Origin of the sequence: uncultured Friedmanniella sp. (assembly GCF_964244005.1) — a bacterium.
Lineage (GTDB): Bacteria > Actinomycetota > Actinomycetes > Propionibacteriales > Propionibacteriaceae > Microlunatus.
Window position 1 is genome coordinate 17,270 of the sequence record NZ_CAXTHG010000043.1, and the last position, 11,110, is coordinate 28,379.

The 11,110-nt window shown below is 71.3% G+C and carries 11 protein-coding genes; 6 read left to right on the forward strand and 5 right to left on the reverse strand.

The window, feature by feature from the left end; all coding sequences use genetic code 11:
• Positions 1-264: 264 nt before the first annotated feature.
• The 3 genes from ACFE76_RS19295 to ACFE76_RS19305 all read left to right on the forward strand — a co-directional run bounded on the left by ACFE76_RS19295 (position 265) and on the right by ACFE76_RS19305 (position 5,508).
• Positions 265-1,218 carry an N-acetylglucosamine kinase gene (locus ACFE76_RS19295; RefSeq protein ID WP_375433407.1) on the forward strand — a complete coding sequence of 318 codons (954 nt, stop codon included), beginning with the start codon at positions 265-267 and terminating at the stop codon, positions 1,216-1,218.
• A gap of 208 nt (positions 1,219-1,426) precedes the next feature.
• Entirely contained in the window at positions 1,427-5,323 is a 3,897-nt protein-coding gene (locus ACFE76_RS19300; protein ID WP_375433408.1) for a multifunctional oxoglutarate decarboxylase/oxoglutarate dehydrogenase thiamine pyrophosphate-binding subunit/dihydrolipoyllysine-residue succinyltransferase subunit, read from the forward strand.
• 8 nt (positions 5,324-5,331) lie between these two features.
• Complete coding sequence (locus ACFE76_RS19305) at positions 5,332-5,508, forward strand: DUF6104 family protein (RefSeq protein WP_375433409.1); 177 nt, start codon at positions 5,332-5,334, stop codon at positions 5,506-5,508.
• Positions 5,509-5,594: 86 nt separating this feature from the next.
• Here ACFE76_RS19305 and ACFE76_RS19310 read toward each other — a convergent pair whose 3' ends face one another.
• Genes ACFE76_RS19310 through ACFE76_RS19325 form a run of 4 tightly spaced genes read right to left on the reverse strand, consistent with a single transcriptional unit; the run spans position 5,595 to position 8,403 of the window.
• On the reverse strand, positions 5,595-6,107 hold the full coding sequence (locus tag ACFE76_RS19310) for a GNAT family N-acetyltransferase (protein WP_375433410.1): 513 nt from the start codon (positions 6,105-6,107) through the stop codon (positions 5,595-5,597).
• On the reverse strand, positions 6,104-7,075 hold the full coding sequence (locus ACFE76_RS19315; protein WP_375433411.1) for a zinc-binding dehydrogenase: 972 nt from the start codon (positions 7,073-7,075) through the stop codon (positions 6,104-6,106). Before ACFE76_RS19315 ends, ACFE76_RS19310 begins: the two co-directional genes overlap by 4 nt.
• 33 nt (positions 7,076-7,108) lie before the next feature.
• Positions 7,109-7,522 (reverse strand): VOC family protein, encoded by a 414-nt coding sequence (locus tag ACFE76_RS19320; RefSeq protein WP_375433412.1) that lies wholly within the window; start codon positions 7,520-7,522, stop codon positions 7,109-7,111.
• The gene (locus tag ACFE76_RS19325) at positions 7,519-8,403 is read right to left on the reverse strand and encodes a helix-turn-helix domain-containing protein (protein WP_375433413.1); all 885 of its coding nucleotides are present in this window, start codon (positions 8,401-8,403) and stop codon (positions 7,519-7,521) included. The genes ACFE76_RS19320 and ACFE76_RS19325 overlap by 4 nt, the downstream gene beginning before the upstream one ends.
• Before the next feature lie 49 nt (positions 8,404-8,452).
• Here ACFE76_RS19325 and galK point away from each other — a divergent pair, with 49 nt between their 5' ends.
• A complete protein-coding gene (gene galK, locus ACFE76_RS19330) occupies positions 8,453-9,601 on the forward strand; it encodes a galactokinase (RefSeq protein WP_375433414.1) in 1,149 nt (382 codons plus the stop codon).
• Between the two features lie 236 nt (positions 9,602-9,837).
• A complete protein-coding gene (locus ACFE76_RS19335) occupies positions 9,838-9,987 on the forward strand; it encodes a hypothetical protein (RefSeq protein ID WP_375433415.1) in 150 nt (49 codons plus the stop codon).
• Positions 9,988-10,114: 127 nt separating this feature from the next.
• Here the strand turns inward: ACFE76_RS19335 and ACFE76_RS19340 are convergent, their stop codons facing one another.
• Positions 10,115-10,504 carry a hypothetical protein gene (locus ACFE76_RS19340; RefSeq protein WP_375433416.1) on the reverse strand — a complete coding sequence of 130 codons (390 nt, stop codon included), beginning with the start codon at positions 10,502-10,504 and terminating at the stop codon, positions 10,115-10,117.
• Positions 10,505-10,710: 206 nt separating this feature from the next.
• On the opposite strand from ACFE76_RS19340, the gene ACFE76_RS19345 reads away from it, so the two are divergent.
• On the forward strand, positions 10,711-10,962 hold the full coding sequence (locus ACFE76_RS19345) for a WhiB family transcriptional regulator (RefSeq protein WP_091074038.1): 252 nt from the start codon (positions 10,711-10,713) through the stop codon (positions 10,960-10,962).
• Positions 10,963-11,110 lie beyond the last annotated feature (148 nt).

The following is an 11,110-nucleotide window of genomic DNA, read 5'->3' on the forward strand; positions in this document are numbered from 1 at the left end:
GAGGTCCTCGACGCAAACTGGGCCCGCCACGGTTCTGGGTGCACGCTGCACCCGCTCGTCGCCGATCCTAGGTCCGCGCCACGCCGTCTACCGGTACGACAGACCGGTGTCCCCGTGCTCGCGATGGATACGGTGGGCCCCGGCCACGTACTGAGCCACTCAAACACAACTGTTCAGATGTTGCACTCTTCTGGCCAGATATTGCACGAACTTGCAACACCGTCGATACATCCCGATCCGCGAGCTCGAGAGGCGTGAACTCCCATGACCGAGCTGCTCCTCGGCGCCGACGTCGGTGGCAGCTCGACCCGGGTCGCCGTCGCCACCGCGGACGAGGGCATCGTCCAGGTCGCCGTCGGCGGCCCGGGCAACCCCAACGTGGTCGGGCCCGACGCCTCGGCGAGGGTGATCCGGAGCACCGCGGACCGGGTCCTGACCAGTGTTCCCGGGGCGGTGGCTGCCGCCGTGATCGGCCTCGCCGGCGGCTTCCGGGTCGCCAGCGACCCGGCGTTCCTGGCCGCGGCGCTGCCCGAGCGGGTGACGGGGCCCCGGCTGGTGGTCTCCGACCTCGCGGTGGCGTTCTCCTCGGCCACCCCGGCCTGGGCCGGCTGCACCCTGGTCGCCGGCACGGGCGCCGTGGCGGCCCGCGTGGTGGGTGAGACCCTGCAGGACCGGCGGGACGGCTGGGGCTGGCTGCTGGGTGACGGCGGCTCGGGCTTCTGGCTGGGACGCGAAGCCGTCCGGGCGACGTTGCGGGCCCTGGAGCAGGAGCGGCCGCTGACCGGCCTGTCAAAAGCCGTCCTGGCCGACGCCGGCGTGAGCGACCAGCTCGGACTGCTGGCCGCGTGCTACGGCGAGCAGCCGACGTGGCTCACCCGCTTCGCGCCGCTGGTCAGCCGCTGGGCCGACGACGACCCCGCCGCGGGCGCGATCGCGGACGAGGCCGCTGCGCTGCTTGCCGCCGACCTGGCCGGACTCTCCCCGCAGGCCGACGAGCCGGTGGTCCTGGGCGGCTCGGTGCTGGGTCCTTCTGGGCTGGCCACGCCCGGCCCGATCCGACGGCGGCTCACCGACCGGCTGTCGTTCCGGCTGAGGCTGCTGCAGGTGGAGTCGGGGCTCGTCGGCGCCACCTGGATCGCCGCCCGGCGGCTCGGCTGGGACCGTCCCGACCTGCACGCCCGGCTCCGGACGAGCATCGCGACAGCGGCACGCCGCTGAGTGCCCTCGCGGGGCCGCCATCGAACATGGCCCGCCAACGCACCGCACCACCGCCTCGCTGGTCTGGTGATGTGAGTAATCTGGGCTGCGGGCAAGCCCCAGAATGCGTCGCAGTCGTGTTTGGCCAGGCGGGCCCAACGGTGGGCGGCTAGCCCACCCGTAGCCCGCAGGACGAACATCACGCACGGAAGAAGGCGACCCGGTCACCATGCCCGACCTCTCGAGCTCCACGACCACCACCAGCGCCGAGGACGCCGACTTCGGCGCCAACGACTGGCTGCTGGAGGAGATGTACGAGCAGTACGCCGCCGACCCGGGTTCGGTGGACCAGGCGTGGGTCGCCTACTTCACCGCCCACGGTGCACCTGGTGCCAAGGCAGGCGGTGCGCCCGGTGCCGAGGCAGGCGGTGCGCCCGGTGCCAAGGCAGGCGGTGCGCCCGGTGCCAAGGCAGGCAACGGCCAGACGGCGGCCGCCCCGGCGCCGGACGCTGCTTCGACGCCTGGCACCAACGGGCACGCCCCGAAGCCGATCCCCGCGACGCCCGCTCCGGCGCAGGCCGAGAAGCAGGCTCCGCCCGTCAGGCCGGCCGCGAACCGGACCACCACCTCCAAGCCCAACCCCACGGTGGAACGCCCCTCCACCAACAAGGAGGGTCGGCCGACCGCGCCGGGCAGCCGCGGCGGCGTCCCGGCTGACCCGCCGAACCCGTCCGACCGACCCGACGTCGCGGCCGAGGAGTCGGTCCGCACCACCCTGCGCGGGGCGTCGGCCCGGACGGCCAAGAACATGGACCTGTCCCTGACGGTCCCCACCGCCACCAGCGTCCGTTCGCTGCCGGTGAAGCTGCTGATCGACCAGCGCGTCGTGATCAACAACCACCTGCGGCGCTCCCGCGGCGGCAAGATCTCCTACACGCACCTGATCGGTTACGCCATGGTGCAGGCGCTCAAGACCGTGCCCGCCATGAACAACGGCTACGAGGTCGTCGACGGCAAGCCGACCATGATCGTTCCGGCGCACATCAACCTGGGCCTCGCGATCGACCTGCCCAAGCCTGATGGCACCCGCCAGCTGCTCGTACCGAGCATCAAGAACTGCGAGCGGCTCGACTTCGCCCAGTTCTGGGCGGCGTACGAGCAGATGGTCAAGAAGGCCCGCGCCGGCGAGCTGGCCGTCACCGACTTCGCCGACACCACGATCACCCTGACCAACCCCGGGACGATCGGTACCAACCACTCGGTGCCGCGCCTCGTCGCCGGCCAGGGCACGATCATCGGCGTCGGCTCGATGGACTACCCGCCGGAGTTCCAGGGCTCTGACCTCGACCGGTTGAGCGAGATGAGCGTCGCCAAGGTGATGACGCTGACCTCGACCTACGACCACCGGGTCATCCAGGGGGCCCAGTCCGGGGCTTACCTGCAGCGGCTGCACGCGCTGCTGCTCGGCGAGGACGGCTTCTACGACGACATCTTCGCCGACCTGCGGATCCCGTACGCGCCGATCCGCTGGGCGCAGGACGTCAGCACCGACCACGAGGACCAGATACCCAAGCAGGCGCGGATCATGGAGATGATCAACGCCTACCGGGTGCGCGGTCACCTGATGGCCGACACCGACCCGCTGGAGTACCGCCAGCGCGCACACCACGACCTGGACGTGCAGACCCACGGCCTGACCCTGTGGGACCTCGACCGCTCGTTTGCCACCGGCTCGTTCGCCGGCGGCCAGGGGCTGATGAAGATGCGCAAGATCCTCGGTATCCTCCGCGACTCCTACTGCCGCACCACCGGCATCGAGTACATGCACATCTCCGAGCCGGCGCAGCGAAAGTGGATCCAGGACCGGGTCGAGCGTCCGCACGAGTCGCTGCCCCGCGAGGAGCACCTGCGGATCCTCGACAAGCTCAACGAGGCGGAGATCTTCGAGACCTTCCTGCAGACCAAGTTCGTCGGCCAGAAGCGGTTCAGCCTCGAGGGCGGGGAGTCCGCCATCGCGCTGCTGGACGAGGTCTGCGAGCAGGCCGCCGACGCCGGGCTGGAAGAGGTCTGCATCGGCATGCCGCACCGGGGCCGGCTGAACGTGCTGGCCAACATCGTCGGCAAGTCCTACGCCCAGATCTTCCGCGAGTTCGAGGGCAACATCGACCCCCGGACGGTGCAGGGGTCGGGCGACGTCAAGTACCACCTGGGTTCTGAGGGTGAGTTCTCCGCCCTGAGCGGGGCGACGATCAAGACCTCGGTGGCGGCCAACCCGAGCCACCTCGAGGCGGTCAACCCGGTGCTCGAGGGCATCGCCCGGGCCAAGCAGGACATCCTCGACCGCGGCACGGAGTTCCCCGTGCTGCCGGTGCTGATGCACGGCGACGCCGCGTTCGCCGGCCAGGGCGTGGTGGCCGAGACGCTGAACCTGAGCCAGCTGCGCGGCTACCGCACCGGCGGCACGATCCACATCATCGTGAACAACCAAGTCGGCTTCACCACCTCACCGACCGAGTCGCGCTCGTCGGTCTACTGCACCGACGTGGCACGGATGGTCGCGGCGCCGATCTTCCACGTGAACGGAGACGACCCCGAGGCCTGCATCCAGGCGGCGCGGCTGGCGTTCGAGTTCCGCTCTCAGTTCCACAAGGACGTCGTGATCGACATCGTCTGCTACCGCCGGCGCGGTCACAACGAGGGTGACGACCCGAGCTTCACCCAGCCGCGGATGTACGACCTGATCGAGAAGAAGCGCTCGACCCGCAAGCTGTACACCGAGGCACTGATCGGCCGCGGCGACATCACCGTCGAGGACGCCGAAGCGGTGATGACAAAGTTCCAGCAGCGGCTGGAGAGCGTGTTCACGGAGGTCCGCGACCCGGGGCTGCCGCCGCGCGAGGTCGGCTACAGCCGGGTTCCGGCGTACCCGAGCAAGGCCGCGGCCAAGCACGGCACGGCAGTGACCCTCGAGACACTGAAGAAGGTCTCGGACGCCCACACCACGTTCCCGGACGCGTTCCACGTGCACCCGAAGGTGATGCCGCAGCTGCAGCGCCGCGCGGCCGCGATCACCCAGGGCCCGATCGACTGGGCGACCGGGGAGATCCTGGCGCTGGGTTCGCTGCTGCTCGAGGGCCGGACGGTTCGGCTCACCGGCCAGGACACGCGGCGGGGCACGTTCGTGCAGCGCTTCGCTGCCATCGTCGACCGGGTGAGCGGTGAGTCGTGGGTGCCGCTGAAGCACCTGGACGAGACCCAGGGCAAGTTCCACGTCTTCGACTCGCTGCTGAGCGAGTACGCGGCGATGGGCTTCGAGTACGGCTACTCCGTGGCCCGACCGGAGGCGCTGGTCGTCTGGGAGGCCCAGTTCGGCGACTTCGCCAACGGCGCCCAGATCATCATCGACGAGTACATCGCTTCCGGTCAGGCCAAGTGGACCCAGAAGTCGGGCGTCGTGCTGCTGCTGCCGCACGGCTACGAAGGCCAGGGCCCGGACCACTCCTCCGCGCGGATCGAGCGGTTCCTCACCCTCGCCGCCGAGGGCGCTCTAGCGGTCGCGCAACCCTCCACGCCGGCCAGCTACTTCCACCTGCTGCGGGCCCAGGCCCTCGGCGAGCGGCACCGGCCGCTGATCGTGGCGACGCCGAAGTCGATGCTGCGCAACAAGCAGGCCGTCTCCTATCCCGAAGACTTCACCTCCGGCAGCTGGCTGCCGGTGCTAGCCGACCCGACCATCACGGACCCGAACGAGGTCGAGTCGGTGCTGCTGTGCTCGGGCAAGGTGCGCTGGGACCTGGTCACCGGACGGCAGAAGGCAGGTCGGGAGGGCAAGGTCGCGATTGTCCCGGTCGAGCGGCTCTACCCGCTGCCGGCTGCGGAGATCGCCGCCGAGCTGAGCCGTTTCCCGCAGGTCAGCGAGGTGCGCTGGGTGCAGGACGAGCCGGCCAACCAGGGGGCCTGGCCGTTCATGGCCCTCAACCTGCCGGCCGCGCTGCAGGAGGCAGCACCGGGTCAGCGCTGGGAGCTCGTCCCGATCAACCGGGACGCGGCGTCGGCACCGGCCGTCGGCTCGGCCAAGGTGCACGAGTCCCAGCAGCGCAACCTCGTCGAGCGCGCGTTCGCCTGAGGCCGGCGGTGTACTTCACCGACAGAGGCATCGAAGAGCTGGCCGGCCGGCGTGGGGACGACGAGGTCTCCCTCGCCTGGCTGGCCGAGCAGCTGAGTACGTTCGTCGACCTGAACCCCGAGTTCGAGACGCCCATCGAGCGGCTGGCCACCTGGCTCGCCCGGCTGGACGACGAGGACGAGTGATGTCTGCGCCGGTGACGTTGGCTCAGCGTCATTGAGAAGACTTGAGCCGCGACTACCCAGCTCACGTCTCCCCGATCTTGCTCGCCTCAGCCTGGGACCGAGGCGTACCGGACCATCCGGATCTCCGGACGGTCGAAGTAGGGCTCCGGCTTCTCCTGCCCGTCGGGGGCGAAGCCGTGCTGGGCGTAGAAGCGTCGGGCCCGGTGGTTGTCGCGGAACACCCACAGCGAGGCGGGAGCCTCACCGATCGCGGCCGCGAGCAGCCGATGGCCCAGCCCGGTGCTCCAGTGAGCCTGCCTGACATAGAGCGAGTACAGCTCGAGGTCCGGCCCGAGGTCACCGTCACGGCTGTGGCCGGCCGCGGCGAAGCCGACGATCTCGCCGGCGTGGTCGGCCACCAGTCGTCGACCCGGAAACTCAGCGAGGATGGCGCGCCAGCGGCTGACCCGCTCGTCGACAGCGGCCACCGCCGCGTCCAGCCGGTCCTGCGGCACCATGCCGGTGTAGGCCTCGGCCCAGCAGGCCAGGTGGCACCGGCCCAGCGCCTCGGCGTCCGCCGGTCCGACCTCGCGGATCGCGACCGCACCGGTCTCGGTCACGGCTCGAAGATGATCTTGCCGAACACATCGCCGTTGATCATGGCGGCGAAGCCGTCGGCGGCGTCGGCGAGCGGCAGGACGCGGTCGACGACAGGTCGGATCCCTGTGGTGGTGAGCATCCGGGTCAGCGTGACCAGCTCGTCCCGGGTGCCCATGGTGGAGCCGACGACGCGGAGCGGCTTGAAAAAGATCTTGGTCAGCTCGGCCTGGGCCGGCGCGTCCCCGGAGGTGGCGCCGGAGATCACCACGGTGCCCCCCGGCCGGAGCGCGTTGATCGAGTGTGACCAGGTGGCGGCGCCGACGGTCTCCATCACCGCGTCCACCCGCTCGGGCAGCCGGACCCCGCTGGCGAACGCGGCGTGGGCACCGAGCTCGAGCACGCGGGCCTGCTTGGCCTCGCTGCGCGAGGTGACCCAGACCCGGATCCCTGCGTGCCGGGCCAGCACGACCAGCGCGGTCGCGACTCCTCCACCAGCTCCCTGCACCAGTACGGTGTCCCCCGGCCGTAGCCCGGAAGCGGTGAACAGCATCCGGTACGCCGTCAGCCACGCGGTCGGCAAACAGGCCGCGTCGACGAAGCCGAGCTCCTCAGGCAGGTCGACCAGGTTGGCCGCCGGCACCCGGACGCTGGTCGCGAGCGTCCCGGGACAGCGCTCCGACAGCAGCGACCGGCGCGGGTCATGGGTGCTGTCGGTGCCGGCGAACGAGGGGTCGTTGACCACCGCGTGTACGAGTACGCGGCCGCCGTCGGCGGTCACCCCAGCCGCGTCGCAGCCCAGCACCATGGGCAGCCGGTCCGGCGCCAGGCCGACCCCGCGGAGGGACCAGACGTCGTGGTGGTTGAGCGCGCACGCCCGTACCTGCACCTCCACCCAGCCCTCCGGGACGGCGGGCGGTTCGATCTCGCCCACCCGGAGCGCCCGCAGCGGCTGGTCCGGATCGGCGGCGGTGGCGTAGGCGGCGAACATGGAGGCAGCCTAGACGGACTGCTCAGCCCGGCCTCAGGAGCGCAGCGGCTCGCCCGGATAGGTGCCGAAGGTCCACTGGTTGCCCTCGGGATCGCGCAGTCCGACCTCGCGGCTGCCGTAGTCCTGCTCGACCGGGGCGTCCGGCACGACCGCGCCGGCGGCCCGGGCTCGGGTCAGTACCGCGTCCACGTCGGTGGTGACGACGTAGGCGGCGGACGTCCCGGGCTGCTGGGTGAACGGCCCCGCCGGCTTGTGCGACCCGAGCATCACCCCACCGCCCTCGGGCCAGTCGAGCTGGGCGTGCTGGATGACGCCGGCCTCGTCGGCGTAGCAGGCGGTCTCGACGAAGCCGAGCGCCACGAGGATGTCGATCACTGCTCGGGGGTCGTACGCCTGGAAGGTCGGCCAGACGGTCGCCGCACGGGTGGTCAAGGTGTCCTCGCTCATGAGGACGACGTTGCCACAGTGACGTCGGGTCGGACTTGGACGTTTCCGACCTCGGACGAGAGCCAGCCGGTCGGGCTCAGCCCGGTGAAGGCCGTGAACTCGCGAACGAGATGGGCGTGGTCGTAGTAGCCGTGCCGGAGTGCGACGCGGGTGAGGTCGCGCGGACCCGCGCCCGTGGAGGACCGGGTCACGTCCCGCCGGGCAGCGTCGAACCGCAGCAGCCGGGCCGCGACCTTGGGGGTCACCCCGATCTCGGCCCGGAAGACCGCCGCCAGCCGTCGTGGACCGAGCCCGACCTGGTCGGCCAGCTGACCGACGGGCGTCCGGCCCTGCGTCCGCTCCAGCAGGCGCCACGCCTGGACGACCTCGGGCCGGACTCGTCCAGGAACCCCTCGGACGAGGAGGTCCAGCAGCCAGCCCAGCAGCACCGCGTACCGGTCGGACCAGGTGGCGGCCGCGACCAGCTGCTCGTGCACCCGGGCGACGTCTGCACCCAGCACTGCCTCACCGTCGAAGCGGTCCGTCGGCAGAGCGGCGGCGGGCAGGGCGAACAGCCGCCGGGTGCCGAGCGGGCTGACGTCGACCTGGACTCCGCTCCACCGCCCCGGCTGGACGACGAACGCGGGTTCGGTGTGCAGCCCGCTGAGGGTCGTCGGCTGGTACTGGACCGCGCCCGCCGCCCAGTCGGCGGCGGAGGCAGCCACGCCGAGCCGCGCGTCCAACGCGAAGACGAGGGTCAGCGAACGCCCGGGCAGCCCGCGGTGCACCCCTGGGGTGAGGCCGGCGCCGCCGTAGCCCACCACCGACCGGACGAACGGCCGCAGCTCCGGCGGCACGGCCGCAGGCCGCGGAGTTGTCCACAGCTCCGGTCTCGGGTCCACGGCACCAGTGTCCCCCGGCACTCGCACGCACCGCCGGTAAGGTCGGCGGGTGAGCTCCACCGACATCGACGCCGTCACCGCCGCCTTCACCGACCGGTTTGGGGCGCAGCCGGCCGGGGTCTGGGCGGCTCCCGGGCGGGTCAACCTGATCGGTGAGCACACCGACTACAACGACGGCTTCGTGATGCCCTTCGCGCTGGCCCAGGCGGTCACGGTCGCCGCCGGCCCCCGCGACGACGGCCGCTGGAGCGTCACCTCGCTCAACCAGGACCAGACCAAAGAGTTCGGACCCGACGACCTGACGCCCGGGATGGACGGCTGGGCGGCGTACGTCGCCGGCGTCGTCTGGGCGCTGCGCGGCGCCGGGTACCCGGTGACCGGCGCCGACCTGGTGCTGACCTCCGACGTTCCCGTCGGGGCCGGGCTCTCCTCTTCAGCCGCGCTCGAGTGCGCCGCCCTGGCGGCGCTCGCGGACCTCTCCGACCTCGACGTCGACCCGCTCGAGCGGGCCAAGCTGGCCCGGACGTGTGAGAACGAGTTCGTCGGGGCGCCGACCGGCCTGATGGACCAGGCCGCGTCCACCCTGTGCACGCTTGGCCACGCCCTGTTCTTCGACTGCCGCAGCTTCAAGACCGAGCAGGTGCATCTCGCGCTCGACGAGGCCGGCCTGGAGCTGCTGGTGCTGGACACGCAGACCCCGCACGCCCTGGTCGACAGCGAGTACGCCGCCCGCCGCCGCAGCTGCGAGGAAGCCGCTCGACTGCTCGGTGTCGCGGCGCTCCGCGACGTCACGGACCTGGACGCGGCGCTCGCGCTGCTGCCGGAGGTGGAGATGCAGCGGCGGGTCCGGCACGTTGTCACCGAGAATGCGCGGGTGCTCGCGGCGGCGGACGTGCTGCGCGCGGACCGCACCACCGACCTGGCGCCGCTGCTCGACGCGTCACACGCCTCGATGCGGGACGACTTCGAGATCACCGTGCCGACGGTCGACCTGGCCGTCGCGACGGCCAAGAGCGCCGGTGCCCTGGGCGCCCGGATGACCGGCGGTGGTTTCGGTGGCTGCATCATCGCCCTGGTCGCCGCCGGCACCGCGGACGAGGTGGCCGAGGCGATCGCGGCCGCTTTCGCCGACGCCGGCTACGGCCGGCCGACCCACTTCCTCGGCCTGCCGTCGGCCGGCGCCAGCCGGCTCCGCTAGGCCCGCCCGGCTCCAGCGGGTCGCCATGGTCAGCTACTTCTCCGCCGGCACCGGTGGGCCACCGCCAAGGGCAACCCGAACGCCGACGTCTGTGGCAAGACGGTCGCGGCGCAGACAGATCGACGTCCTGCAGCACCAGGACCCTGCAGCACGAGGTCCCCTGCAGCACGAGGACCCCTGCAGCACGAGGACCAGAGCCAGGCGACGAGTGCGGTCGTCACGGGCCAGCCGACGCGATGCCCACCCACTCCCCCCTCGTGTCCGAGGCGGTCAAGCAGTCCGCGGGCAAGCGGGAGACCCTCGGCGACATCGACGAGGCCGTCCCGCCTGGCGTTTCCTCACCGTCGACGCCAACCCGCTCCTCGGTGGGCTGGCCGGGGGCGTGATCGGGCTGGCAACCGGGTGATCCTCATGGACGCGGTGGTCGTGGTCGAGCAGGGAGCGCCGGAAGAGGTGCTGGTCAAGGCGACGGTCAAGGCCGAGGCGCTGCGGCTGCTCGACCTGAGCCGAGAGTCAGGCCAGAAAGGCGCGGGTCGACGCGGGCAGCACCAGACACACCAGGGCGGCGAAGGAGACGACGGCGAAAAGCACGCCCACCACCGTGGTGGGCGGTTCGCGAAAGCTCCAGCCGAGCAGCAGCAGGATCAGCTGGGTGACGACCGCGAGCCCACGGCTCCAGCGCCGGCCACGCGCCACCCCGCGGGCGACCACGGCCAGCAGCACGGCGTAGCCGATCATGATCAGGGCCACACCGATTCCCACCACAGGCCGGGAGCTGCGCACCTGGCTGATCGCGAGGACGCCGTAGCCGAGGGCGGCCAGCGCCTGCAGGGCGAGCAGGGCAGCGGCCACCAGCAGGGCCGGCGGGCGGCGTGTCGGGGACCCGGCGATCAGGGGAGGCACCCACCTAGCGTACGGTCCGGGCTGCGTGAGCCCGCCGGAAGAGAAGCGAGATGTGAGGGACCTGACTCGTCAAACCCTTGTGCTGACCAAGGATTGTTGACAGGGTTGGGTCTGGTGCCGAGCCGCTCAGTGTAGAGGACCTGCGGCACCCACGACGCTGGGGGATCCTTCTCCTCCAGCACACGCCAGGAGAAGCGAGTTACCGAATGGATTGGCGCCACAAGGCTGCCTGTCTGGACGAGGACCCCGAGCTGTTCTTCCCCATTGGGAACACCGGCCCGGCCCTGCTCCAGATCGAAGAAGCCAAGCAAGTCTGTCGGCGGTGCGACGTTCGCGACGCATGCCTGCAGTGGGCGCTGGAAGCAGGTCAGGACCACGGGGTGTGGGGCGGTCTGAGCGAGGACGAGCGACGCGCGTTGAAGCGTCGCGCCGCTCGCGCGCGGATCCGTACGGCCTGAGCAAGACGTACCGGCACGCAGCAACCGGGACGCCGGGAGGGCAACTTCCCGGCGTCCCTCGCGTTCCCGGCACCAGATCGCGCGCCTCCGTCGAAAGGAGGAGCCGGTGAACACGCTTTTCGTTCACCGGCGACGACGTCGACGGAGG